This is a genomic window from Sphingopyxis sp. MG, from assembly GCF_002953155.1.
Lineage (GTDB): Bacteria > Pseudomonadota > Alphaproteobacteria > Sphingomonadales > Sphingomonadaceae > Sphingopyxis > Sphingopyxis granuli.
This window is the reverse complement of record NZ_CP026381.1, coordinates 2,073,141-2,096,569: the sequence shown is the minus strand read 5'-3', so window position 1 is coordinate 2,096,569 and position 23,429 is coordinate 2,073,141. Positions and strand designations below refer to the sequence as shown.

Below are 23,429 nucleotides of genomic sequence, written 5' to 3'. Positions count from 1 at the left end.
GAAAGGCAGCCGGTCAGTAAGCGGGCGGGTCGCTCGCCGGAAAGGATTCGTCGACCGCCTGATCGACCTTGTTCCAATCGCGGCGCGTCTTATCGCGCATGCCCTCGGGACCGGCGGAGCGGGTCTGGTCGAAATTCTCGGGGTCGGTCTCGTTGTCGCAGAAGGCGGCCGAATGCTCGTCGCTCTTGACGGGTTCGGCCGCCTTGGGCCGCCGGGCGAACCAGAAAAGCGCTCCCACGGCGAGAGCTCCGATCATTTTGACAGATGTCCGTATCATGTGTCGTTCCTCTTCCACGGAGGCAACGGCGGATCGGACACAAGGTTGCGCCGATCCCCACGTCTCGTCGGATTATCGGGGCGACGCGTGTCTTGCACGGTCTCGTCGTGACGCGGCGCGGAGAACGGAACGTTGATTGCGGCAATCGAACCCCAGGGGAGGCATTCGGCGACGGGCCGTCCGTCGATCCGCGTTTCGAACGCGGCGCCCTGCGGGTCGAGCGCCATGAGCCGCCCCTCGCGCCATTCGGGCTCGGCCTCCGCCTTGCTCAGATACCGGACCAGCGGCGGGTGGGCGCGATCGCCGGCCAGCAGGCGTCCCAGAAATTGCAGCATGCCGTCTCCCTTCGAGGCTGCGCCTCATTATCGCGGCAGCGCGGCTTCGGTCCGGCAGGCGCGCGCCGCGCTTGTCACCAGCGCCAGCGCCGCCATCACCGCATGGTCCAGCACGCGTTCGCGCCCGAGGTCGCCGAAATGGCACGTCTGTTGCGCCAGCCCGGTCCGGCTGCTCGCGCAGGCGAGATAGACGAGACCCACTTCCTCATCCTTCTGCTGCGGTCCGCAAAAGCCGGTCACCGCGATCGCGATGTCGGCGCCGCTGCGTTCGAGCGCGCCGGTCGCCAGTCCTTCGGCAACCTCGGCATTGACGGCTTCGCAGCGGGCGACGTCGGCGGGCGAAATCCCCAGCATCTCGGTCTTGGACTGCGCCGAATAGACGACGAAGCCGCGATCGAGATGCGGGCCCAGGCCGGGATCGCTCGCCAGCAGCGCGGCGAGCTGGCCGCCGGTACAGCTTTCCGCGGTCGCGATGCGGAGATCGCTGCCGGCGAGAGCCGCCGCCAGTTCCGTCTTGCGAACCTCCATTTCGGGATGTGGTGATGCGCCCATCGCGCGTCACATCGTCGCGGCGAGAATATGGGTCGCGGCGAGAATATAGGTGGCGTCGGTATCGGTCCTGTCGGTCACATCGGCCTCCATCGTCGGCCCGCCCGCGAGAGCGAAACGACGGGGCAGGGCCATGGTTGCGCGCGCCGTTCCTTTTTGACGGGGCGAGATTGACGAAGAGCGGATTCGCTGCGGCGGCGTCTTGTCACGCCATCGCCCGTCTTATAGAAAGCAGCAGATAAATAGATGCGATTTGCGATTGAAAGAAAAATTGTTGATGGATGTCGGCGTCGCCCGCACCTTTCTGGAAATCGTGAAAACCGGCAGCTTCGTCGGTGCGGCCGCCGATCTCGGCCTGACGCAAACAGCCGTCAGCGCGCGGATCCGGGGGCTGGAAGCGCAGCTTGGCCGGCCCTTGTTCGTCCGCAACAAGGCGGGCGCGCGCCTGACCCCGGCGGGCGAGCAGTTCCTGCGCTTCGCGACGACGATGGTTCAGGTGTGGGACCGCGCGCAACAGGCGGTGGCGCTGCCGCCCGGACGGCATACGGTGGTGACGATCGGCGCGGAGCTCAGCCTGTGGAGCCCGCTCCTGCGCCATTGGCTGATCTGGATGCGCCGCGAATGCCCCGACATCGCCGTCAGCACCTCGATCGATGCATCCGACCGGCTGCTCGACCGCGTGCAGGACGGGTCGCTCGACATTGCCGTGCTCTATGCCGCGCCGCGCCTGCCCGGCGTCGTTGCCGAACTGCTGTTCGAGGAGAAGCTGGTGCTCGTCCGCACCGCGCCGGTCGACCGCCCGCTCGCGGCCGACGATCATGTACGCATCGACTGGGGCCCCGACTTCGCCGCCGGCTATCAGGCCGCCTTTCCCGACCAGCCCAATGCGGTCGTGTCGATCGACTATGGGCCGCTCGCGCTCGATTATATCCTCGCGACGGGCGGCAGCGGTTATTTCCGCGAAGGTTTCATCCAGTCGCATATCGAGCAGGGGCGGCTCGCGCGGGTGCCCGACAGCCCCGAATTTTCCTATTCCGCCTATGCCGTCCATTCGGCGACCGCCGATGCGGGGGTGATCGAGCGCGCGCGGCGCGGCCTGCACGCGGCGGCGGCGGCATGAGCGACGAACGCGCCTCGCCCGTCTGCTACGGCGCCGAAGCCGACGACGTCTATATGGGCTATGCGTCGCGCGACGAGATACTGGCGGCGCTCAACGAATTGCTCGAGGCCGAGCGCGCCGGAGCGCGCGTCGCACTGGCGAGCGTCGGCGACGCCACTGGGCCCGAACATGCCGCGATGATGCGCGTCGTTCGCGCCGACGAAGCCCGCTGGTGCGCGATGCTCTCGCGCCAGATCCGGCGGCTCGGCGGCACGCCGTCGCGCCGGTGCGGCGCCTTTCACGGCAAGGCGATGGCGATCGCGGACCCTGTCGAGCGGCTCGCCTTCCTCAACCGCGGTCAGGCGTGGGTGGTGCGCAAGCTCGCCGACCTGACGCGGCGGGTGCGCGACGATGCGCTCCACGCCGACCTGCGCCGCATGGCCGACAGCCATGTAGTGAATATCGACAGCGCCGCGGCCTTTCTGGACCGGGTGCGCCCGCCGGAGCACGGGGAATAGAGGCGCTTCATCGCGATGCGGCCAGACGGAAGGATATGAAATGACGGAGCGGGCAGAGGGCTTGCGGCCAGAGACGATCGCGGCCGCGCACGGCGTCGCAAGCGACGTGGCGTTCGGAGCGATCGCGCCGCCGCTCTACCTGTCGAGCACCTACGAGTTCGCGGGGTTCGAGCAGCCGCGCGCTTATGATTACGGCCGCGCCGCCAATCCGACCCGCGACCTGCTGGCGACCGCGCTGGCAAAGCTCGAAGGCGGCGCGGGCGCGATCCTGACGGCGAGCGGGATGGCGGCGCTCGACCTGATCGTGTCGCGGCTGCCCGCCGGCGCCGTCGTGATCGCTCCGCACGATTGCTATGGCGGGACGATGCGCCTCCTCAAGGCGCGCGAGCAACTCGGGCAAGTGTCGCTGCGGCTCGTCGACCAGCGCGACGGGGATGCGGTGGCGGCGGCGCTGTCGGGCGCGCCCGCGCTGATGCTCATCGAAACCCCGAGCAACCCGCTGCTTCGCGTCGTCGACATCGCCGCGCTGTCGGCGCGGGCGAAGGCGGCGGGGGCGGCGGTCGCGGTCGACAACACCTTCCTGTCGCCGGCGCTCCAGCGGCCGCTCGCGCTCGGCGCCGACTATGTCATCCACTCGACCACCAAATATCTGAACGGCCATTCGGACGTGATCGGCGGCGCGGTCGTCGCCGCCGACGCCGAACAGGCCGCCAGCCTGTCGCAATGGGCGAATATCGTCGGATGCGGCGGATCGCCCTTCGACGCATGGCTGACGCTGCGCGGCCTGCGCACGCTGTTCCCGCGCATGCGCCAGCAACAGGCGAACGCGATGGCGATCGCCCGGATGCTGAGCGACCATCCGGCGGTTTCCGCGGTCCATTATCCGGGGCTGGAAACGCATCCCGACCATGCACTCGCGGCGCGCCAGCAGCAGGGGTTCGGCGCGATGCTCAGCTTCGATCTGGCGGGCGGCGCCACGGCGGCGAAGCGGCTGGTCGCGGCGCTGCGCGTCTTCACCTTCGCCGAATCGCTCGGCGGCGTCGAAAGCCTGATCGTCCATCCCGCGACGATGACGCACGCCGACATGGGCGACGATGCGCGGCGCGTGGCCGGGATCGGCGAGGGCCTGCTGCGCGTGTCGGTGGGGATCGAGGCCGAGCACGACCTGATCGAGGATATGAAGGCGGGGCTGGCGGCCTGCTGACACCGCCGCCATGCGGTTTGCCATCGCCCAATTCCGTTCGTGTCGAGCGAAGTCGAGACACCCATCGACCTTGCACCCTGCCGATGGATGACCGTGCTTTAGACTCCGATGACTTTGGATTGGCCCACTTCGTCATTGCGAGCGGAACGAAGCAATCCAGGGCGGTTTACGCGACTCTGGATTGCCGCGCGGCTTCGCCGCTCGCAATGACGGGGCCGTCTGATGTCATCATGGTCCAAGCCGGAATCTCAGTGAAAGCGGCGCACGCCGGTGCGGCTGTCATTCTCGATCGCCAGGATGATGCCGACGCAGGTCATGATCGTCAGCATCGACGACCCGCCATAGGAAAAGAGCGGCAGCGGGATGCCGACGACCGGCGCGAGGCCCATCACCATCATCAGGTTGATCGCGATGTAGAAGAAGATCGTCATGGTCAGCCCGGTCGCGACCAGTTGTCCGAAGCGGGTGCGCGCATTCATCGCGACGCGCGTCGACCAGCGCAGCAGCAGGAAGAAACCGAACATCAGCGCCAGTCCGCCGATCAGCCCCCATTCCTCCGCCATCGTCGCGAAGATGAAGTCGGTATGGCCTTCGGGCAGATAGTCGAGATGGCTCTGCGACCCGTTGAGAAACCCCTTGCCGCTGATCCCGCCCGACCCGATCGCGATCTTCGACTGGCTGATGTGATAGCCGGCGCCCAGCGGATCGCTTTCGGGGTCGAGAAAGATCAGCACCCGTTTCTGCTGATAGTCGTGCAGCATGGAAAAGAGGATGGGCAGGGCGGCGGCGCCCGCGATCACGGCGCTGCCGAACCACCAGAGCGGCAGGCCGGCGACGAACATCACGATCGCGCCGCTCGCGCAGATGGCGAGCGCGGTGCCGAGGTCGGGCTGCAGCATCACCAGCGCGGCGGGGATGCCGATCATCACCAGCGCGGGCCACAGCGCGGTCCAGCTTCGCGTCTCGCCGGGCGGCAACTGGGTATAGAAGCGCGCGAGCGCGAGGACGATCGCGACCTTCATCAGCTCGGACGGCTGAAGGTTCATGAAACCCAGGTTGAGCCAGCGCTGGCTGCCGCCGCCGACGAAGCCGAGCAGTTCGACCGCGACCAGCAGCACCGCGACCCCCAGATAGCCGAGGTAAGAGAAATCCTCGAAGAAGCGGAGCGGAATGCGCCCGATGGCCAGCGCCATCGTCAGGAAGATGGCGAAGCGGGTGCCCTGCTGCAACGCCCAGGGCGATGCGTTGCCGCCTGCCGCCGAATAGAGGACGAGCAGCCCGAAACCGGTGATCGCGGACAGCAGGGCGATGAGCTTCCACGGAATGCGCTGGATCGCTGGCGGAACCGGGATCATCGCGGCGCTCCCGGTTCGGGGTCGCTCGACGCGCCCGCTTTCCACGCCGCATAGTCGCGGTTCATGCGCTCGGTAATCGTGCCGCCCCAGCCGGCCTCGAAGCCTTCGAGCGCCGCCATCGCCTTTTCGCGGTCGTAGAGGAAGGTGAAGATGTCCTTCGCCACCGGCGCCGCGGCGCGCGATCCGCCCATACCGTGCTCGATCACCACCGATGCGGCATAGCGCGGATTGTCGACCGGCGCGAAGCAGACGAACAGGCCGTGGTCGCGATATTTCCACGTCCCGCCCTTGCCGTTGCCGCCCGAGGCGAGCCCGCGCACCTGCGCGGTGCCGGTCTTGCCAGCCATCGCGATGCCGTCGAGCGGCAGGCGGCTGCGCACCGCGGTGCCGGGGCCGTTGACGACGCGGTTCATGCCTTCGCGCGCGACCGCCAGATGCTCTTCGGCAAAGGGCAGCGGCTTGTTCTCGAACTGGCGGTTGATCAGGCGCGGATAGAGCGCGCGGCCCGATGCGATGCGCGCCGCCATCACCGCGAGCTGGAGCGGGTTGGCGAGCACATAGCCCTGGCCGATCACCGCGTTGAGCGAATCCGACGCGCTCCATTCGCGGTGATATTTGCGCATCTTCCATTCGCTGTCGGGAACGGTGCCGTATCGCTGCGCGCTGCCCGCGAGCTGATATTCCTCGCCCAATCCCAGCAGGCGCGCGGTCGGCGCGATCGCGTCATAGCCGAGCCGGTGGCCGAGCCAGTAGAAATAGCTGTTGCAGCTCTTTTCGATCGCGGTCGGCATGTCGATCGTGCCGTGCCGGCCGAGGCAGCGGAAGAAGCGGCTGCCGAGCCGATAGCCGCCGATGCACGTGTGCTTCTCGCCCGGGTCGACGCCATGTTCCATCGCCGCGATCGCCGCCATCGGCTTCAGCGTCGATCCCGGCGGATAGAGGCCGCGCGTCGCCTTGTTGATCAGCGGCTGGTGGTCGTCGGCGCGCAGCCAGGCATATTCCGAATTGCTGATCCCGTCCGAAAAGCTGTTCGGGTCGAAGCTGGGCATCGATACGAAGGAGAGGATGTCGCCGTTCAGGCAGTCGATGACGATCGCCGCCCCCGATTCGCGCCCCATCCGCCGCGCGACATATTCCTGCAGGTCGGCGTCGATCGTCAGGTGGACCGTCTTGCCCTGCACGTCGGGCTGGGTGCTGAGGTCGCGGACGACCTTGCCGCGCGCCGTCACCTCGACGCGCCGCGCGCCGGGCTTGCCCTTCAGCACGTCCTCGAAATATTTCTCCAGCCCGTCCTTGCCGATCTTGAACCCCGGCGTGATGTAGAGCGGGTTCTTCGCCTTTTCATATTCCTCGGCATTCGGGGCGCCGACATAGCCGATCAGATGGCCGACCGCCGCGCCGGTCGGATAGTTGCGGGCAAAGCCGCGCGCGGGGGCGATGCCCGACAGGTCGGGCAGGCGGACGAGCACCGCGCTATAATCCTGTTCGGTGACGTCCTCCGCCACTGCGACCGGCTGAAAGCCCGACGCGGCCTTCAGGTCGCGCTCGATCCGGTCCATCGCGTCGCCGTCGAGGCGCAGCAAAGTGCGAAGCTGGCCGAGCACCAGATCCTTGTTGTGCAGCCGGTCGGGGATGATGTCGATGCGCAGGCTGACGCGGTTGTTGGCGAGCGCCTTGCCGTGGCGATCGACGATCCAGCCGCGGCGCGGCGGGACGAGCGTCAGGTTGACGCGATTGCTTTCCGATTCGAGCACATAGCGGTCGTTGTCGACGACCGAGATATAGGCCATGCGCGTCGCGAGCGCGGCGCCGACCGCCATCTGCCCGCCGCCGACCAGCAGCGTGCGCCGCGTGAAGGTCATTCCCCTCCAGGCTTCGGTGATCGGCATCGTCTGACGCGGATTTTTGCGGCGCATGGGGAGTTATCGGCGTTTCAGGCGGAAATTGTCAAACGCGCCGGTCAGGCGCAGGAACAGCGGCACGAGCAGCGCCGAGACGACGATCTGCGGCACGACGAGGCCCAGCAGGTGCCCCGCCGGCGCGTGCGGGTGCGCGATCAGCGCCGCCGCCGCCTGGACCGCGGCGGCGAGCAGCGCGGCGATGCCCCAGTCGTGAAAGAAGCCGCGCCAATAGATGCGCTGCGAGAAATAATGGATCGCGATGCTGGCGAGCGTCCACAGGCCGATCGCGGTGCCGATCGGCGCGCCGCTGAACAGGTCGTCCCACAGCCCGAGCGGCAGGCCGATCCACACCGGCCACATCTCGGTGCGCAGCAATTGCCAGCATAGGAAGAAGAGCAGCCCCATCGGGGGAAGCACGGGCGAGCTGGCGACGAGCGGCAGCATCAGCGGCAGCGCCGAGGCGAGCATCACGCTCGCGATCGGCACGATCCGCATCCGCCAGAGCGACGCCGGCTCGCCAAGGCGCGGTCCGGCGCGGTTCATGGCGTTCCGGCGGGGGGCGCCGCGGGCGCCGCCCGCGCTTCCAGATTGTCGGGGGTATAGGGCCGCAACACCGCGACCGCATCGACCTTCGCCGGGTCGGCGAGCGGCCGCGCGAGCGCGCCGTCATCCTGTCGCCGTACGACGATCGCGACCGGGATGTTGGGCGGATAGAGGCCGCCGGTGCCCGAGGTGACGAGGATGTCGCCCGGCTTGAACGGGTTGTTCGCGATGTTGAGCGTGCGGATGTCGAGATCGCCGTTGCCGCGCCCGTTGGCGAGCGCGGGCAGGCCGTCGCGCGCGCGGCGGACGGGCACGACATTGTCGACGTCGGTCAGCAGCAGCACCTGCGACACCGACGGTCCGGCGGTGAGCACGCGCCCGATCAGCCCGTCGGCGCCGCGCACCGGCTGCCCCGCCGCCACCCCGACGTTGCGGCCGATGCTGAGCAGCGCGAGGCGCCGGCTGCTGGTCGAGGTCGAGGTGAGCAGATAGCCGTGCGCGAGCGCCGCCTTGTCGGTCTGCTGCAACTGGAGCAACGCTTTGAGCTGGCGGTTCTCCTCTTCGAGCGAAGACGTCGCGACCAGCTTGCGCCGCGTCTCCGCCAGTTCCTTGCGCAGCCGCCGGTTCTGCGATCCCGCGCCGACATAGGCGGAGACCGCGTCGTCGATGCCGGAGATCGACCCCGTGACCGAGCGGGTGACGCGCGCGATGGGCGCGGCGACCTCATGGCTCGCCACGCGAAGCGTGGCGAAGCCGACGGGATCGACCACCGATAGGACCGCGAGCAACAGGCCCGCCACCGCCCCCGTCACCGCAATGACATAGGCCGCGAACAGGCCGTACTGGGCCTTTCGGGATTGCCCCGGACGTCGATGTGCCGGGCGGACCATGGGGGAACCTCTACCGTTCGATCAGGCTTGCTGCAGCACGCCGCGGAAGGCGGGGTCCTCCATCGCGCGGCCGGTGCCGATCGCGACGCAGGTCAGCGGATCCTCGGCGACCGTCACCGGCAGGCCGGTCGCGTCGCGCAGCAGTTCGTCGAGTTCGGCGATCAGAGCACCGCCGCCCGTCAGCACGATACCCTGGTCGACGATGTCGGCCGCGAGTTCGGGCGCGGTATTTTCCAGCGCGATGCGCACGCCCTCGACGATCGTGCCGATCGGTTCGGACAGCGCCTCGGCGATCTGCGCCTGGTTGATGGAGATTTCCTTGGGCACCCCGTTGACGAGGTCGCGGCCCTTGATGTGGATCGTCAGCCCGACGCCGTCCGACGGAATGCGCGCGATGCCGAAATCCTTCTTGATCCGCTCGGCGGTCGATTCGCCGATCAGCAGATTGTGGTGGCGGCGGACATAGGAGACGATCGCCTCGTCCATCTTGTCGCCCCCGGCGCGGACCGAGGTGGTGTAGGCGAGGCCACGCAGCGACAGCACCGCGACCTCGGTCGTGCCGCCGCCGATGTCGACCACCATCGACCCGATCGGTTCGGTGACGGGCATGTCGGCGCCGATGGCGGCCGCCATCGGTTCCTCGATCAGCCAAACCTGGCTGGCCCCCGCGTTCGATGCGGCGTCGCGGATCGCGCGGCGCTCGACGCTCGTCGAGCCCGACGGCACGCAGATCACGATTTCGGGGCTGCGAAAGGCGTTGGGCTTGCCGCCGTGGACCTTGGTGATGAAATGCTTGATCATCTGCTCGGCGACGTCGATGTCGGCGATCACGCCGTCGCGCAGCGGGCGAATCGCCTCGATCGTGTCGGGTGTCTTGCCCATCATCAGCTTGGCGTCGTCGCCGACCGCCTTCACCCGCTTGATGCCGTTCAGCGTCTCGACCGCGACGACCGAGGGTTCGTTGAGAACGATGCCCTTTCCGCGCACATAGACGACGGTGTTCGCCGTGCCGAGGTCGATCGCCATGTCTTGGGAATTGAATTTCAGAAACCGGGAAAAGAAGGACATCTATACTGTTCCTGCCATCGAAGCCGCTCCCCCGGACGGGGGCGCCCCTGTCGCCATTCTCGCCGCTTGTCCGCCCGCAGCCAAGACCATATCAAGGGGAGATTCCGGCTCGACCAAAGGAGGGCTGGCTGGATGGAGCGATAGGACTGTGCGGATGGGTCGCGATTTGCGTCCGACTGCGCTAGGAGAGCGGTCATGTCAATACGCCGCCTGCCGGAAAAGCTCGTAAATCGGATCGCGGCCGGTGAAGTGGTCGAAAGACCGGCTGCGGCGCTGAAAGAACTGGTTGAAAACGCCATCGACTCGGGCGCGACCCGCATTTCGGTGCGAATCGCCGAGGGCGGGATCGCGCGGCTGGAGGTCGAGGACGACGGCTGCGGAATGACCCCGGCGGAGATGGCGCTGGCGCTCGAACGCCACGCGACGTCGAAGCTGCCGGGCGACGCGATCGAGGATGTCACGACGCTCGGCTTTCGCGGCGAGGCGCTGCCTTCGATCGCCAGCGTCGCCCGCATGACGCTCGAAAGCCGCATTGCGCGCGGCGACGGCTGGCGGCGGGTGGTCGACAATGGCGCGCTGGCGGGCGAGGGGCCCGCGGCGCTGGCGACGGGCACGCGCGTCGTGGTCGAAGACCTGTTCGCCCGCGTCCCGGCGCGGCGCAAGTTCCTGCGCAGCGCGCGCAGCGAATATGCGAGCTGCCTCGACGGGGTGAAAAGGCTCGCGATGGCGCGGCCCGACATCGGCTTCACGGTCGAGCACGATGGGCGGCGGGTACTCGACGTGCAGGGCGGGCAGGACCGGCTCGCGCGCGTCGCGGCGCTGACCAGCCGCGAGCTGGCGGACAACAGCATCGGCGTCGATCTCGATCGCGGCGAAGTGCATCTGGGCGGCGTCATCAGCCTGCCGACCTACAATCGCGGCATCGCCGATCATCAATATCTGTTCGTCAACGGCCGGCCGGTGAAGGACCGGCTGCTCGTCGGGGCGCTGCGCGGCGCCTATGCCGACCTGCTCGCGCGCGACCGCCATCCGGTCGTTGCCTTGTTCCTCGACCTGCCGACGGGCGAGGTCGACGTCAACGTCCACCCCGCCAAGACCGAGGTGCGTTTCCGCGACCCGCAACTGGTGCGCGGGATGATCGTCGGCGGCCTGCGGCGCGCGCTCGACGAGCATGGCTTCCGCAGCGTCCAGCGCCCGGCCGAGGCGGCGCTCGCCGCGTGGCGGCAGGAACCGGTCGCATCTGGACCCGAATCGGCGACGGGTTTCCTGTTCGGCCATCGCACCGAGCCCGCCGTGCATCTGTTCGGCGCCGATGTCCCGCCGCCGGCCGAGGATGTCGCGCGCGTCTATGACCGGGTGACGCCCTTCGCGGGCCCCGCTGCACCCATCGCGGGCCGCGCCGAGGTCGCCGAGGCGCCGCCGCCCGCGGCCGGGGCGCACCCGCTCGGAATCGCGCGCGGGCAGATCGCGAAAACCTATATCGTCGCAGAGGCCGAGGACGGGCTGGTCATCGTCGATCAGCATGCCGCACACGAGCGGCTGGTGCTCGAGACGCTGCGCCGCGGTATGGCGGGACAGGGCGTCGCGTCGCAGGGCCTGCTGCTGCCCGAAGTGGTCGAACTCGACGAACCCGCCTGCGACCGGCTCGAAGCGGCGTCGCCGCAGCTTGCGGCGCTGGGCGTCGAACTCGAACGCTTCGGTCCCGCGGCGGTGATGGTGCGCGCGACCCCCGCGATGCTGGGAACGATCGACTGCCGCAAGCTCGTCACCGACATTGCCGACGATCTCGCGGGCTATGACGCCGCACTCGGCCTTTCGGAAAAGCTGGAGCTGGTCGCGGCGACGATGGCCTGCCACGGCTCGGTCCGCGCCGGCCGGACGCTGGCGGTCGCGGAGATGAACGCGCTGCTCCGGCAGATGGAGGTGGCGCCGCATTCGGGCCAGTGCAACCACGGTCGTCCGACCTGGGTGAAACTGGCGATGGACGACGTCGAAAAACTGTTCGGCCGGAAATAGGGACGGGACGATAGCGCCGCCGAATGAAAGGGGCGGAAAGCCGCCGGCTTCCCGCCCCTCGACGATCTGTGACCGTCACCCTCGGGTCGCAGAGGGTTGAGGGCTCCATCGCTGCATTTGTCGGGAGTGTCATACCCCAAATGGGTGATCTGACATGTTTTTTCAGGACGTGCCGGCGATGATCGCGTCGCTTCGCCGACGCGTTCCCGCTCGATTTCGACGGTCACGCAAACAGGGCGGGTTTACGCTTGTCCGTTGCCCGCCGCGTCCCGGACGCGGATCAGGCCCGCCGAGCGCATCGTCATCACCGGCTCGTCATGCTGGTTGAGCACCGTGAGCTTCGAGGACAGGATCCCCATGTCGGGCCGCTTCGCGGAGCGGCGCTTTTCGACGACCTCCATCTCGCAGCGCAGCGTGTCGCCGGGATAGACGGGCTTCAGCCAGCGCAGTTCGTCGATGCCGGGAGAGCCGAGCCCGGCCTGTTCATGTGCCTTCATGTGATCGACCATCATCCGCATCGCCATCGCGCCGGTGTGCCAGCCGCTCGCCGACAGACGGCCGAAATAGGTCTGCGCCGCCGCCTCGTCGTCGAGGTGAAAAGGCTGTGGGTCGTATCGGCTCGCAAAATCGACGACTTCCTCGCGCGTCACCAGCTTGCTGCCGAAGCGCTGGATTTTCCCGACCTCTATATCCTCGTAATAAAGCATGGCGCGCCTATGCGCGGAAAGGCGCGGGCGAGGCAAGGGGCTTGTCGTCGCCGACCGGCCGGGCGGATTGCGCCTTGATTTGCACCGCGCGCATGGTGCATCCGGTTGCAACGGCAACGAAGGGGAATTTCCGATCATGAGAAGGACTTGGATCGCCATGGCCCTGGCGGTGACAGGGGCGGGGGCGGCGCTCGTCGCGGTGCCTGCGGCAGGACAGAAGGCGGACGACGCCGACACCAACGCGATCATCGACCAGGGCTTCAACCACAGCCAGGTGATGCGCATCGCGCAGGAGATGACCGACGGGCTGGGTCCGCGCCTCACCAATTCGCCCGCGATGCGCCGCGCCGAGCAATGGGCGATCGACCGCTTCGCCGGCTGGGGTCTCGCCAATGTCCGCCGCGAGGGGTTCGAGTTCGGCCGCGGCTGGGAAATCCTGTCGGTCGACGTGCGCATGACGGCGCCGCGGCCGCTCGCGCTGACGGCGATACCGATCGCCTGGACCCCGTCGACCGGCGGCGCGATCACCGCGCCGATCCTCGTCGCGCCGATGAGCAAGGAAGAGCATTTCGCCGAATGGAAGGGCAAGCTGGCCGGCAGGATCGTGCTCGTCACGCTCCCCGGCACCGGCGACGAGCCCGAAAAGGCTCCCTTCCGGCGTCTCGGCAGTGAGGATTTCGAGAAGCTCGAGGCCTTTCGCCAGCCCAAATATGATCCCGACGCGATCAACAAGCGCCTCGAGCGCGTCAGCTTCGCCGAAAAGCTCGACGCCTTCCTCAAGGCCGAAGGGGCGGTCGCCTGGGTCCGGCAGTCGTACCGCGACGGCAAGCTGGTGCATGGCGAGGGCTATAACTACCGCGTCGGCCACACGCTGTCGCTGCCCGGTGTCGAACTGGCGGCGGAGGATTATCGCCGCCTCGCGCGCCTCGCCAAGTCGGGCCCGGCGCCGCAGCTTTCGATCGACAGCAACGTCCGCTTCGACGACAGCGACACGAAGGCGTACAACATCATCGCCGACATCCCGGGCAGCGACCCGAAGGCCGGCTATGTGATGGCGGGCGCGCATTTCGACAGCTGGGTCGCGGGCGACGGCGCGACCGACAATGCCGCGGGCAGCGCGGTGGTGATGGAGGCGGCGCGCATCCTCAAGACGTTGGGCGTCCGGCCGAAGCGGACGATCCGCTTCGTGCTGTGGACGGGCGAGGAGCAGGGGCTTCTCGGCAGCCTCGCCTATGTCGACAAGCATCTCGCGACGCGTCCCGGCCCGACCGAGGCCGAGGACGGCAATGCGCTCTATTACGGGTGGCCGAACCGCTATCCGGTGACGCCGCGGCCCGGCTACGGCGACCTCAAGGCCTATTTCAACATGGACAATGGCTCGGGCAAGCTGCGCGGCGTTTATGCCGAGGGCAATGTCGCCGCGGTTCCGCTGCTCCAGGCGTGGCTCGCGCCGTTCGCCAGCATGGGCGCCGGAAAGGTCGTCGCGGCGCCCACCGGCGGCACCGACCATGTCTATATGCAATCGGTCGGCGTGCCGGGCTTCCAGTTCATCCAGGACCCGCTCGATTACGGCTCGCGCACGCACCACAGCAGCGCCGATACCTTCGATCATCTGAAGGCTGACGACCTGCGCCAGGCGTCGGTGGTGATGGCGGGGATGCTGCTGGCATCGGCGAACAGCGACAAGGTGCTGCCGCGCTTCCCGGTCCCGTCGCAGCCGGCCCCCTATGACCCGTTCCAGTACAAGGACCCGGATCAATAGGATCGCAGCAGCCTCTTTCCCGTTCGTGTCTCGACTTCGCTCGACACGAACGGAAAAGGGAAGCGGATTTGGCCTTTAGAGCATCCGTGCCTTAAATATGCACCGTTTGCCCTGAGCTTGTCGAAGGGCCGTTCTTTCTGCCAGGCGCCGCAAGAAGAAGTAGAACGGTGCTTCGACAAGCTCAGCCCGAACGGCTGAGAGGGTGTGTCAGATTTCAGGCACGTCGCTCTAAGCCGACATGGTGATCCCGGCCCGACCGTTCTCGACCACGCCGGTCGCGCGTTTCGACAGCGTGTTCACCGGCGTCGTCACCTTGTCGACGACCATGAAATGCGTCTGCCACGCCTCGCGGCCGACCTCGCAGACCAGATAGCCGCGCTGGTCGTTGGCGAATTTCAGTTCGGGGTTGCGCGCCAGCCATTCGTCGGTCCCGGCGCGCTTGTCGCTGCCGTCGCCGCCGCTGGAGATCGAGGTGCCGACGAACTCGGCCGCGACCAGCTTGTCCTTCAGCACCAGGTCGCCGCAGAAATTCTGGTGCTCGTCGCCCGTCAGCACGACGCAGTTCTTCAATCCCGCAAAGCGCGACAGGATGCGCTCGCGCGGCGCTTCATAGCCCGCCCAGCTGTCGATGTTGATGATCTTCTCGGGCTCGTCGGGCCGGCGGCGGCGGTCGAGCGACATCATCGTCACCTGCTGCGCGATCGTGTTCCACGTCGCGCCGCCCCTGGCGAGGTTGCGCGCAAGCCATTCCTCCTGCGCCTTGCCGAGCACCTGCGCATCCTTCGCATAGACATCGGGACAGGCAGGCTTGAAGCCGTCGCCGCACGGCTGGTTGTCGCGATACTGGCGCGTATCGAGCACCTGCATCGCCATCAGGTCGCCGTAGCGCAGCTCACGATGCGCCGCGACCATGCCGCCGCGCGGCAGCAGCGCCCGGCGCACCGGCATATGTTCGTACCACGCCTGCATCGCCGCCTGCTTGCGCAGCATGAACACCTCGGGCGGCGGCGCGTCGGGGTCGTTGCCGTCGAGCCCCAGTTTCCAGTCGTCGAAGGTCGATACCCAGTCGTTGCGGATCTCGTGGTCGTCGAAGCTCGAGATGAAGCCATGCGCCGATCGCGCCGCCTGCATGTCGATATCGAGCAAGGTCTGGGTATAGGCGGTGCGGAAATCGCCCAGATCCTGCAGCCCGCGCAGCGCATATCTGCGCACCGGGCGGATCGGCAGGCCGCTGTCGTACAGATAGTCCTGCTGATATTCGTAGATGAAGTCGCCATAATGATAGACGAAGGCCAGGTCTTCGCGCGCGAGGTGGCGATAGGCCCCGTAGAAGCCCGATTCATAATGCTGGCAGCCGCAGACCCCGAATTTCAGCGCGTCGGCGCGCGCGCCGGGGGCGGGAAGGGTGCGGGCGCGCCCGCGCAGGCTGCGCTCGCCACCCGCGACGAAGCGGTAATAATAGGGGCGGTCCGGCTGCAGGCCAGCGACCTCGACATGGATGCTGTGACCCAGCTCGGGGCGCGCCAGTTCGGTGCCCTTCGCGACGACGTCGCGAAAGCCGCCGTCGCTCGCCACCTCCCATTCGACCGGCACCGGGACGAGCGGCATGCCGCCGTGCGGCGCCATCGGTTCGGGCGCGAGGCGGGTCCAGATGACGAAGCCGTCGCTCGCCGGATCGCCCGCCGCGACGCCGAGGCTGAACGGAAAATCGCGGAAGAAGCCGGCCTCCGCGCGTAGGATCGCGGGGGCCGACAGTCCGGCAAGCGTGGCGGTGGCAAGGAAATGGCGGCGGTTCAGCATGGCAGGCTCCGCGGACGGGAAGGACGAATCGGATAGTGCCAGATAGCCGAGCCCGATGCGACTTCAATGACAGGCGTGCATGATGCCCGGCCGCTCTCAGAACCAGAGGTGCACCCCCGCGACGAACGCGGGGTGCGAGGCCTTTTCACCGGCGGCGCGTGCGATCCGCGCGGTGCGGCCGAGCTTGCGTTCCCACGCGACGCCGACATAGGGCGCGAATTCGCGCGCGACCTCATAGCGCAGGCGCAGGCCCAGTTCGATACCCGACAGGCCGCCGCCGACGGCGCGCTCGGGCACGTCCTGAAAGGCCAGTTCGATTTCGGCCATCGGCTGCGCGATCAGCCGCTGGGTGATGCGCTGGTCGTAGCTCGCCTCCAGCCGCGCTGCCGCGTCGCCCTTGTCCGACAGGAACAGCGCGCCCTCGATCTCGAACCAATAGGGGGCGAGGCCTTCGAAGCCGATCACGGCATGCGTCGGCGAAGGGCCGGGGCCGAAGTCCTGCCGGACGCCCGCCTGCAGGTTGAAATAGGGGCCGATGGCGCGGCTCCACAGCGCCTGGACCTCGGCTCCCTCGACCGCACCGCCGAAATCGCCTTCGCCCTCGCTCTTGACTACCAGCCGATCGATGTCGCCGCCGAACCACCCCTCGGCTTCCCAGGCGTAGCCATCGCGGCCCTTGCGCGCCCGCCATTCGGCGAGGTTGACCATGATGCGCGAAAAGCGGCCGCCGCCATGCTCGGCATAAAGGCGCGCGCGGGGTCCGGCCATCGCCTCGGCGCCGAACAGCCGGTCGGCGGCATCGACGCGCGGCGCGGAAGGTGCGGGCGCATCGCCCACCGGTTGGTCGGGGATCATGGGGTAAGGCGGCGCGGCTTCGGCTGGCCGGCAATGGCCCATCGCGGCGTGCTCGGGCGGGCAGGGGGCGGCGGGGTTCGCCGGTACCGGCGGCGGCGTTTCCAGTGTGCAGTGCCCCATGGCGGCATGCTCAGCCGTGCAGCCGGGTGCGTTCGGTTCGTGGCGCGGAGGTGCCGGGTCCATCGTGCAATGGCCCATCGCCGCATGCTCGGCGGAGCAGGCGGTCGCAGGCTCTTCCGGCGCCGGCTTTTCGGGCGGTGGCGCCATCGTGCAATGGCCCATCGCCGCGTGGTCGGGCGTGCAGGCGGGCGCGGCGGCGGCCGGATGCTGCGCCGCCATCAGCAGGATCGCGAGCAGGCTCATGCCGCGTCCCCCGCCGGGCGCACCGTCACCACCTGCATCATCCCGGCGTGCATGTGATAAAGCAGGTGGCAGTGGAAGGCCCAGTCGCCATAGGCATCGGCGGTGAGGTCGAAGCTCAGCTTGCCGCCGGGCTGCACGTTGACCGTATGCTTGCGCGGCGCATGGTCGCCCTTGCCGGTGACAAGCTCGAAGAAATGGCCGTGCAGATGGATCGGATGCGTCATCATCGTGTCGTTGACCAGCGTCACGCGCACCCGCTCGCCCTGCGTGAAGGGGATCGGGGCCTTGACCTCGTTCATCTTCACCCCGTCGAATGCCCACATATAGCGTTCCATATTGCCGGTCAGATGGATCTGCATCTGCCGTGTCGGCGTGCGCGTGTCGGGATTGCGGTCGAGCGCGATCAGATCGCGATAGGTCAGCGCCCTCTCGACTCCTTCGAGGCCCACCCCCGGCTCGCCGGTGCGATCGGCGGGCATCGGCGAGATGCTCTGCACCGCCGGCGTGTCCCTGACCGTCGGGGCCAGCGTCATGTCGCGCATGCCGTGATCCATGCCGCCGCCATTGCCGCTGGCCGCATCGGGCGTGCAATGCCCCATAGCGGCATGTTCGGGGGCGCAGGCCGGGCCGCCGCCATGGTCCATGCCGCCCATTCCCATATCCTTCATGGTCAGCACCGGACGCGGGCGCAGGGCCGGGACCGGGGCCGCCATGCCCGCGCGTGGGGCCAGCGTCGCGCGCGCCATGCCCGACCGGTCGGATGTCTCGCCGACCAGCGTATAGGCGCGGTCCCCCGGCGTGACGATCACGTCATAGGTCTCGGCGACCCCGATCTGGAATTCGTCGACCGTCACCGGGCGGACGTTGCATCCGTCGGCCTGTACCACGGTCATCGGCAGGCCGGGAATGCGGATGTTGAAGGTCGTCATCGCCGAGGCGTTGATGATGTGCAGCCGCACGCGCTCGCCGGCGCGGAACAGCCCGGTCCAATTGTCGGCGGGGCCGTGGCCGTTGACCAGATAGCGATAGGCGGCGGCGGTGACGTCGCTGATGTCGGTCGGGTCCATCCGCATCGCGCCCCACGCGATCCGGTCCTTCAGCGGCTGGTCGCGCCCCGCCAGCAGGCCCGAAAGCGTCTGCTTGCGGTGGTTGAAATAACCGCCCATCTGCTTGAGCTTCCGGAAGATGGCGTGCGGATGCAGCGGGCTGAAATCGGACAGCAGGATCACATGCTCGCGGTCGTGCGCGACGGGATCGGCGCCGGCGGGATCGATGACGATCGGGCCGTAATGCCCCATCTGCTCCTGCAATCCCGAATGGCTGTGATACCAATAGGTGCCGGCCTGCCGCACCGGGAATTCATAGGTGAAGGTCGCCCCCGGCGCGATACCCGGAAAGCTGATCCCCGGCACCCCGTCCATGTGAAAGGGCAGGATCAGGCCGTGCCAGTGGATCGAACTGTCCTCGTCGAGCCGGTTGGTGACGTGAAGGCGCGCCTGCGTGCCTTCGGTCAGGCGGATCAGCGGTCCCGGGATCGTGCCGTTGATGCCGATCGCATGATGATCGCGTCCGTCGAGCGTCAGCGTCTGATGCGCGATCGTCAGCCGGACGTCGGGGCCGGAGACGGTCGGCAGGCCGGCCGAAACCGGCTTCGCCCACAGCGGCAGCCACGGGGTCAGCGCCGCGGCGGCTCCCCCCGCGATCAGCGCACGACGTCCGATGGCGTCGCTCACGGCAGCGTTCCGATCATCCATAGCGCCATCGCGATCATGCCCAGATTCTCGGTCAGCGAGACGAAGCCCAGCGGTACCTTGCTGCCGCCGCCGACGCAGGCGCATTTGATCGATCGCCTGTCGATATAGACCGCCTTGAACACCGACACCGCGCCGATGCCGCCGATGAACAGCGCGACCGGGATCGACAGCCAGGGCAGGGCATGCGCGGTCATCAGCACCCCGGCCAATCCCTCGGCAAAGGGATAGATGCTGGCATAGGGCACCCAGCGGCGCGCCAGCAGGTCGTAGTTCAGGAACATCGTCGCGAACTTGTCGACATCCTGCAGCTTGAGCAGCGCGAGCACGATCATGCTGAACGAGACGAACCACTCGGCGGCGCGCAGCGTGAAGGCGTCGCCATAGGCCGCGAAGCTCGTCGCGAGCGCCATCAGCGCGGTCATCGCGAACAGCGCGATCACGGGCGTGTAGCTGGTCGCGTCGGGGTCGGCGACCTTCAGCCCGAAATGGCGCCGCAGATCGTCGTGACCGCCGATGCGCACCCCGTCGATGAAGGTCTGCGGGGTCGTCTTGACGCCATGCTCGGCCTTGAAGGCGTCGGTTTCGGCGCGCGTCGTCAGCCAGCGATCGTCGACCGCGAAGCCGCGGCTTTTCAGCAGATGCTTCGCTTTCAGCCCGTAAGGGCAGATATGGTCGGGCATGACCATGCGATAGAGGATTGCCTGTTTCGTCATGCGGCTCCTATACCGTCCGTACCATGGTACGGAGTCAAGCGATGCAGATCACGATCGGGAAACTGGCCTCGGCGGGCGGTGTCGGGGTCGAAACGGTGCGCTATTACCAGCGGCGCGGCCTGATGGCGACGCCGATGCGCAGTGGCGGCGAGCGCTGGGGCGGCGGCATTCGGCGCTATGGCGCCGACGACCTGCGGCGCCTTCGCTTCATCCGCTCGGCGCAGGCGGCGGGTTTCACGCTCGACGAGATTTCGGACCTGCTCGCGCTGGAGGAAAGCAACGACCGCGCCCGCGTGCGCCGGCTGGCGCGCCAGCGGATCGACGCGCTCGATCGGAAGATCGCGCAGATGACCGAAACCCGCGCCGCACTTGCCCGCCTCGCCGACCAGTGCGCGGCGAGCGATGCCGGGGACGGCCGCGGGCCATGCCCGATACTGGCGGCGTTCGAACCATAGATTCCCTTCCCGCTCGCGGGAGGGGCAGCGAGACTTACGGGCTTGTCCGCTAGTCGCAGCGGGGTGGGCAGCCGCGACGTCGCCGGCCCACCCTCGCTCCTCCCGCCTGCGGGAGGGGGAGATTCCGTCAGCTATGCAGAAAGTGCATCACATCCCCGTCCTGCACGACATAGCCTTTGCCCTCGGCGCGCAGCTTGCCCGCTTCGCGCGCCTTCGCTTCGCCACCCAGCGCGACATAGTCGGCAAAGGCGATCGCCTCGGCGCGGATGAAGCCCTTCTGGAAATCGCTGTGGATTTCGCCCGCCGCCTCGGGCGCGGTCGCGCCGGTGTAGACGGTCCAGGCGCGCGCCTCCTTCGGTCCGACGGTGAAGAAGGTCAGCAGGTGGAGCAGTTCGTACCCGGCGCGGATCACGCGCGCGAGACCGGTTTCGTGCAGCCCCATCTCTTCGAGGAACAGCATCCGCTCCCCGGCCTCCATGCCGACCAGTTCGCTCTCGATCGCGGCGGAGACGAGCACCGCCTGCGCACCCTCGGCCTTCGCGCGCGCGAACACCGCGTCGCTGTGCGCGTTGCCCGTCGCGGCGTTCGCTTCCTCGACATTGCAGACATACAGGACGGGCTTGGTGGTCAGAAGCTGCGCCTGGCGGAGGATGCGTTCTTCTTCGGGGTCCTTCGGCTCGGTCAGCCGCGCGGGCTTGCCGGCGCGCAGCAGGTCGAGCGCCTGGCCGAGCACCGAGGCCGCGGCCTTGGCCTCCTTGTCGCCGCTGGTCGCCTTCTTCTGGAAGGCGGGGACGCGCTTCTCGAGGCTTTCGAGGTCGGACAGCAGCAATTCGGTTTCGACCGTCTCGGCGTCGGCGACGGGGTCGACCTTGTTCTCGACATGCTGGATGTCGTCATCCTCGAAACAGCGCAGGACGTGGACGATCGCATCGACTTCGCGGATGTTGCCGAGGAACTGGTTGCCCAGTCCTTCGCCCTTCGATGCCCCGCGCACGAGCCCGGCGATGTCGACGAAGGCGAGTTGCGTCGGAATGATCTTCTGGCTACCCGCGATCGCCGCCAGCTTGTCGAGCCGGTCGTCGGGCACCGCGACATTGCCGATGTTGGGCTCGATGGTGCAGAAGGGGTAGTTCGCCGCCTGCGCCGCCTGCGTCTCGGTCAGCGCGTTGAACAGGGTGGACTTGCCGACATTGGGCAGCCCGACGATTCCGCATTTGAAACCCATGAATCTCGTCTTTCGGTCATATTGGGCGCCGGTCGGGCGCCGATGGCAGGCGCGCTAGCCGTTTCGCATCGCTTTTTCCAGAGCGCGATGATCCCGGCCCGCCGGTTCGTGCCGAACGGGCCCGAAAGAAGGGGGGCAGAGAAGGGCGCTGGGCCGGACCTCAGTCGTGCACCGCGCGGACCAGCGGCCCCAGCGGGCTGCCGCCCAGCCATGCGACCTGCACCTCGGCCGCGACGCGATTGATCGCCTCCTGCGGCTTGGGCCCCGGATGGACCGCGCGGCGCAGCGGGCGCGTGCCCGCGGGCATCGCCATGATCTCTGCGATCGCGTGCGGCACGTCGGCGGGGTCGGCGCTGCGTCCGCTGCCGTCCTCGGTTCCCATGCCGCGCGTGAAGGGCTCATAGGCCGCCAGCCGCTCGGGATCGCTGCGTTCCTTCAGCGCGCCGGTATAGACGTTGCGGTTCTGCCAGACGCGGGTGGGGTAGCCGCCGGGCTGAATGATCGTCACCTCGATGCCGTGCGGCACCAGTTCATAGGCAAGCTGTTCGGACAAGGCCTCCACCGCGAACTTGGTCGCCGAATAATGGCCGCCCCCGGGGACGATCACCCGGCCGAGCTGCGACGAGATGTTGACGATCTGCCCGGCCCTGGCGGCGCGCATCTGCGGCAGCAGCGCGCGAATCATCCGCTGCATGCCGATGACGTTCGTATTGAAGGCAAGGTGCGTCGCCTCCATGTCCTGCACCTCGATCGGGCCGGAGATGCCGACCCCGGCATTGTTGATCAGCGTGTCGATGCGTCCGCCCGCGGCTTCGAGCGCGCTTGCGGTGCCCGCGGCAACCGAATCGTCGCTCGTCACGTCGATTTCGACAATATGCAGGTCGAGCTTTTCCTTCGCCGCTTCCGCTGCCAGCGTGTCCGCCTCGGGACGCGGCAGGTTGCGCATGGTCGCGATCACCTTCGCGCCGAGCCGGGCATAATGCAGCGCGCCGATCCGGCCGAATCCGCTCGACGTGCCGGTAATCAGGACGGTGCGGCCCTTCAGCGCTCCGGGCGCGGGCGGCGCGGCGGCGTGAAGCAGGGCGGGGGCTGCGGCGGCCAGCGCGGCGCCCCCGGCGAGTAGTTGGCGGCGATCGGGGCGCGAAGGACGGGGCATCGGCGAAACTCCTTTCGGCGCCATCATGCCCCAGCCGGGCGCATGTGCCAATCGTCGTTCAGTCGTTCAGCCGCAGCGCAAGGTCGTTCAGGAAGCGCGCGTCGTCGCCGTCCGCCAGGCCGCCCGCCTCGGCGGCGATCGCGCCCAGCAGGTCGGTCAGCGGCTCGATCTCGCTCTTGTGGTAAGGACCCAGCACATATCCGGTCACCCGGTCCTTGTGCCCCGGATGACCGATCCCGATGCGCACGCGGCGGAAATCGTCGCCGATATGCTGGATCAGGCTGCGGATGCCGTTATGCCCCGCCGCGCCGCCGCCGCGCTTCACCTTCACCTTCATCGGCGCAAGGTCGAGCTCGTCATAGAAGACGGTGACGTCCTGCGGCGTCAGCTTGTAGAAATCGAGCGCGGCGCGGACGCTGCGGCCGCTTTCGTTCATGAAGGTCGACGGCTTGAGCAGCAGGATGCGGTGGCGGCCGATCCGGCCGTCCTGCACCCAGCCCTGGAATTTCTTCGCGGGCGTCGCGAATCCGTGCGCGTCGGCGATGACGTCGACGGCCATGAAGCCGACATTGTGGCGGTGCATCGCATATTGGGGACCGGGATTGCCGAGGCCGACCCAGAGCTGCATGTCAAAAACCCCTCACTCCCTGTCGTGTCACCCTGAACCTGTTTGGCAATTATCCCCTTCCGACACGTGAGCGTTCCCCGGCGAAAGCCGGGGTCCAGCTACGTGCGCCTGCCTCGCATGGACCCCGGCTTTCGCCGGGGATCACCAGCGTCCCTGTCTCAAGGGTATAAACGCCAACCTGTTTCAGGGTCGATGGCCTGCCCTCGAAACTGGCGCGGCGCAGAGGGAGAGGTCGGACCATGGATGCTGAAACAAG

General features: G+C 67.9%; 23 protein-coding genes. 6 read left to right on the top strand and 17 right to left on the bottom strand.

Translation table 11 applies throughout. The features are described 5' to 3' along the window. Positions 1-13 precede the first annotated feature (13 nt). Genes C3E99_RS09775 through C3E99_RS20240 form a run of 4 tightly spaced genes read right to left on the bottom strand, consistent with a single transcriptional unit; the run spans position 14 to position 1,296 of the window. Positions 14-238, bottom strand: a complete 225-nt coding sequence (locus C3E99_RS09775) for a hypothetical protein (protein ID WP_158682230.1) — start codon at positions 236-238, stop codon at positions 14-16. A 35-nt stretch (positions 239-273) separates the two neighbouring features. Then, positions 274-612, bottom strand: a complete 339-nt coding sequence (locus C3E99_RS09770; protein ID WP_076074848.1) for a hypothetical protein — start codon at positions 610-612, stop codon at positions 274-276. 27 nt (positions 613-639) lie between these two features. Then, positions 640-1,164, bottom strand: a complete 525-nt coding sequence (locus C3E99_RS09765) for a CinA family protein (RefSeq protein WP_076074850.1) — start codon at positions 1,162-1,164, stop codon at positions 640-642. 6 nt (positions 1,165-1,170) lie between these two features. Next, positions 1,171-1,296 (bottom strand): hypothetical protein, encoded by a 126-nt coding sequence (locus tag C3E99_RS20240; protein WP_267894958.1) that lies wholly within the window; start codon positions 1,294-1,296, stop codon positions 1,171-1,173. 142 nt (positions 1,297-1,438) lie between these two features. Between C3E99_RS20240 and C3E99_RS09760 the strand changes: the two genes are divergently transcribed. The 3 genes from C3E99_RS09760 to metB are packed head-to-tail and all read left to right on the top strand — an operon-like array spanning position 1,439 to position 3,982. Then, positions 1,439-2,281 carry a LysR family transcriptional regulator gene (locus tag C3E99_RS09760; protein ID WP_067113400.1) on the top strand — a complete coding sequence of 281 codons (843 nt, stop codon included), beginning with the start codon at positions 1,439-1,441 and terminating at the stop codon, positions 2,279-2,281. Further along, positions 2,278-2,778 carry a DUF6306 domain-containing protein gene (locus C3E99_RS09755; protein WP_076074853.1) on the top strand — a complete coding sequence of 167 codons (501 nt, stop codon included), beginning with the start codon at positions 2,278-2,280 and terminating at the stop codon, positions 2,776-2,778. The genes C3E99_RS09760 and C3E99_RS09755 overlap by 4 nt, the downstream gene beginning before the upstream one ends. A 40-nt stretch (positions 2,779-2,818) precedes the next feature. Further along, positions 2,819-3,982 (top strand): cystathionine gamma-synthase, encoded by a 1,164-nt coding sequence (gene metB, locus C3E99_RS09750; RefSeq protein ID WP_076074856.1) that lies wholly within the window; start codon positions 2,819-2,821, stop codon positions 3,980-3,982. A 248-nt stretch (positions 3,983-4,230) separates the two neighbouring features. Here the strand turns inward: metB and rodA are convergent, their stop codons facing one another. The 5 genes from rodA to C3E99_RS09725 are packed head-to-tail and all read right to left on the bottom strand — an operon-like array spanning position 4,231 to position 9,739. After that, on the bottom strand, positions 4,231-5,337 hold the full coding sequence (gene rodA, locus C3E99_RS09745) for a rod shape-determining protein RodA (protein ID WP_076077729.1): 1,107 nt from the start codon (positions 5,335-5,337) through the stop codon (positions 4,231-4,233). After that, positions 5,334-7,199: a penicillin-binding protein 2 gene (mrdA, locus tag C3E99_RS09740; protein WP_234002431.1), complete on the bottom strand. Its 1,866-nt coding sequence runs from the start codon at positions 7,197-7,199 to the stop codon at positions 5,334-5,336. The genes rodA and mrdA overlap by 4 nt, the downstream gene beginning before the upstream one ends. A gap of 60 nt (positions 7,200-7,259) precedes the next feature. After that, complete coding sequence (locus C3E99_RS09735) at positions 7,260-7,781, bottom strand: rod shape-determining protein MreD (RefSeq protein ID WP_076074861.1); 522 nt, start codon at positions 7,779-7,781, stop codon at positions 7,260-7,262. Beyond that, positions 7,778-8,671, bottom strand: coding sequence for a rod shape-determining protein MreC (gene mreC, locus C3E99_RS09730; RefSeq protein ID WP_076074863.1), 894 nt, complete (start codon positions 8,669-8,671; stop codon positions 7,778-7,780). The genes C3E99_RS09735 and mreC overlap by 4 nt, the downstream gene beginning before the upstream one ends. A 21-nt stretch (positions 8,672-8,692) precedes the next feature. Beyond that, complete coding sequence (locus C3E99_RS09725) at positions 8,693-9,739, bottom strand: rod shape-determining protein (protein ID WP_067182815.1); 1,047 nt, start codon at positions 9,737-9,739, stop codon at positions 8,693-8,695. Between the two features lie 195 nt (positions 9,740-9,934). On the opposite strand from C3E99_RS09725, the gene mutL reads away from it, so the two are divergent. Then, positions 9,935-11,755, top strand: a complete 1,821-nt coding sequence (gene mutL / locus C3E99_RS09720) for a DNA mismatch repair endonuclease MutL (RefSeq protein ID WP_104959742.1) — start codon at positions 9,935-9,937, stop codon at positions 11,753-11,755. 242 nt (positions 11,756-11,997) lie between these two features. Here the strand turns inward: mutL and C3E99_RS09715 are convergent, their stop codons facing one another. Further along, complete coding sequence (locus C3E99_RS09715; RefSeq protein WP_067111840.1) at positions 11,998-12,462, bottom strand: MaoC family dehydratase; 465 nt, start codon at positions 12,460-12,462, stop codon at positions 11,998-12,000. Between the two features lie 136 nt (positions 12,463-12,598). Between C3E99_RS09715 and C3E99_RS09710 the strand changes: the two genes are divergently transcribed. Then, complete coding sequence (locus tag C3E99_RS09710) at positions 12,599-14,224, top strand: M20/M25/M40 family metallo-hydrolase (protein WP_234002430.1); 1,626 nt, start codon at positions 12,599-12,601, stop codon at positions 14,222-14,224. 228 nt (positions 14,225-14,452) lie between these two features. Here C3E99_RS09710 and C3E99_RS09705 read toward each other — a convergent pair whose 3' ends face one another. From C3E99_RS09705 to C3E99_RS09690, 4 genes are all read right to left on the bottom strand, one after another. After that, positions 14,453-16,024, bottom strand: coding sequence for an alkaline phosphatase D family protein (locus tag C3E99_RS09705; protein ID WP_076074872.1), 1,572 nt, complete (start codon positions 16,022-16,024; stop codon positions 14,453-14,455). Positions 16,025-16,120: 96 nt separating this feature from the next. Continuing rightward, positions 16,121-17,242 (bottom strand): copper resistance protein B, encoded by a 1,122-nt coding sequence (locus C3E99_RS09700; protein ID WP_083675062.1) that lies wholly within the window; start codon positions 17,240-17,242, stop codon positions 16,121-16,123. Next, the gene (locus C3E99_RS09695; protein ID WP_442800472.1) at positions 17,239-18,975 is read right to left on the bottom strand and encodes a copper resistance system multicopper oxidase; all 1,737 of its coding nucleotides are present in this window, start codon (positions 18,973-18,975) and stop codon (positions 17,239-17,241) included. Before C3E99_RS09695 ends, C3E99_RS09700 begins: the two co-directional genes overlap by 4 nt. Beyond that, positions 18,972-19,709, bottom strand: coding sequence for a glutaredoxin family protein (locus tag C3E99_RS09690; protein WP_104959739.1), 738 nt, complete (start codon positions 19,707-19,709; stop codon positions 18,972-18,974). Before C3E99_RS09690 ends, C3E99_RS09695 begins: the two co-directional genes overlap by 4 nt. A gap of 41 nt (positions 19,710-19,750) precedes the next feature. Between C3E99_RS09690 and C3E99_RS09685 the strand changes: the two genes are divergently transcribed. After that, complete coding sequence (locus C3E99_RS09685) at positions 19,751-20,164, top strand: MerR family transcriptional regulator (RefSeq protein WP_076074877.1); 414 nt, start codon at positions 19,751-19,753, stop codon at positions 20,162-20,164. 127 nt (positions 20,165-20,291) lie between these two features. On the opposite strand, the gene ychF is transcribed toward C3E99_RS09685, so the two are convergent. The 3 genes from ychF to pth all read right to left on the bottom strand — a co-directional run bounded on the left by ychF (position 20,292) and on the right by pth (position 23,173). Then, positions 20,292-21,389 (bottom strand): redox-regulated ATPase YchF, encoded by a 1,098-nt coding sequence (gene ychF, locus C3E99_RS09680; RefSeq protein WP_076074879.1) that lies wholly within the window; start codon positions 21,387-21,389, stop codon positions 20,292-20,294. 160 nt (positions 21,390-21,549) lie between these two features. Continuing rightward, positions 21,550-22,545, bottom strand: coding sequence for an SDR family oxidoreductase (locus C3E99_RS09675; RefSeq protein WP_104959738.1), 996 nt, complete (start codon positions 22,543-22,545; stop codon positions 21,550-21,552). A gap of 58 nt (positions 22,546-22,603) precedes the next feature. Continuing rightward, positions 22,604-23,173 (bottom strand): aminoacyl-tRNA hydrolase, encoded by a 570-nt coding sequence (gene pth, locus C3E99_RS09670; protein WP_104959737.1) that lies wholly within the window; start codon positions 23,171-23,173, stop codon positions 22,604-22,606. Positions 23,174-23,429 lie beyond the last annotated feature (256 nt).

What these genes read in the sequence shown, in the direction of transcription:
- C3E99_RS09770 (WP_076074848.1), bottom strand. Translation starts at nt 612, where the DNA reads ATGCTGCAATTTCTGGGACGCCTGCTGGCCGGCGATCGCGCCCACCCG.
- C3E99_RS09765 (WP_076074850.1), bottom strand. Translation starts at nt 1,164, where the DNA reads ATGGGCGCATCACCACATCCCGAAATGGAGGTTCGCAAGACGGAACTG.
- C3E99_RS20240 (WP_267894958.1), bottom strand. Translation starts at nt 1,296, where the DNA reads ATGGCCCTGCCCCGTCGTTTCGCTCTCGCGGGCGGGCCGACGATGGAG.
- C3E99_RS09760 (WP_067113400.1), top strand. Translation starts at nt 1,439, where the DNA reads ATGGATGTCGGCGTCGCCCGCACCTTTCTGGAAATCGTGAAAACCGGC.
- C3E99_RS09755 (WP_076074853.1), top strand. Translation starts at nt 2,278, where the DNA reads ATGAGCGACGAACGCGCCTCGCCCGTCTGCTACGGCGCCGAAGCCGAC.
- metB (WP_076074856.1), top strand. Translation starts at nt 2,819, where the DNA reads ATGACGGAGCGGGCAGAGGGCTTGCGGCCAGAGACGATCGCGGCCGCG.
- rodA (WP_076077729.1), bottom strand. Translation starts at nt 5,337, where the DNA reads ATGATCCCGGTTCCGCCAGCGATCCAGCGCATTCCGTGGAAGCTCATC.
- mrdA (WP_234002431.1), bottom strand. Translation starts at nt 7,199, where the DNA reads ATGACCTTCACGCGGCGCACGCTGCTGGTCGGCGGCGGGCAGATGGCG.
- C3E99_RS09735 (WP_076074861.1), bottom strand. Translation starts at nt 7,781, where the DNA reads ATGAACCGCGCCGGACCGCGCCTTGGCGAGCCGGCGTCGCTCTGGCGG.
- mreC (WP_076074863.1), bottom strand. Translation starts at nt 8,671, where the DNA reads ATGGTCCGCCCGGCACATCGACGTCCGGGGCAATCCCGAAAGGCCCAG.
- C3E99_RS09725 (WP_067182815.1), bottom strand. Translation starts at nt 9,739, where the DNA reads ATGTCCTTCTTTTCCCGGTTTCTGAAATTCAATTCCCAAGACATGGCG.
- mutL (WP_104959742.1), top strand. Translation starts at nt 9,935, where the DNA reads ATGTCAATACGCCGCCTGCCGGAAAAGCTCGTAAATCGGATCGCGGCC.
- C3E99_RS09715 (WP_067111840.1), bottom strand. Translation starts at nt 12,462, where the DNA reads ATGCTTTATTACGAGGATATAGAGGTCGGGAAAATCCAGCGCTTCGGC.
- C3E99_RS09710 (WP_234002430.1), top strand. Translation starts at nt 12,599, where the DNA reads ATGAGAAGGACTTGGATCGCCATGGCCCTGGCGGTGACAGGGGCGGGG.
- C3E99_RS09705 (WP_076074872.1), bottom strand. Translation starts at nt 16,024, where the DNA reads ATGCTGAACCGCCGCCATTTCCTTGCCACCGCCACGCTTGCCGGACTG.
- C3E99_RS09700 (WP_083675062.1), bottom strand. Translation starts at nt 17,242, where the DNA reads ATGAGCCTGCTCGCGATCCTGCTGATGGCGGCGCAGCATCCGGCCGCC.
- C3E99_RS09690 (WP_104959739.1), bottom strand. Translation starts at nt 19,709, where the DNA reads ATGACGAAACAGGCAATCCTCTATCGCATGGTCATGCCCGACCATATC.
- C3E99_RS09685 (WP_076074877.1), top strand. Translation starts at nt 19,751, where the DNA reads ATGCAGATCACGATCGGGAAACTGGCCTCGGCGGGCGGTGTCGGGGTC.
- ychF (WP_076074879.1), bottom strand. Translation starts at nt 21,389, where the DNA reads ATGGGTTTCAAATGCGGAATCGTCGGGCTGCCCAATGTCGGCAAGTCC.
- C3E99_RS09675 (WP_104959738.1), bottom strand. Translation starts at nt 22,545, where the DNA reads ATGCCCCGTCCTTCGCGCCCCGATCGCCGCCAACTACTCGCCGGGGGC.
- pth (WP_104959737.1), bottom strand. Translation starts at nt 23,173, where the DNA reads ATGCAGCTCTGGGTCGGCCTCGGCAATCCCGGTCCCCAATATGCGATG.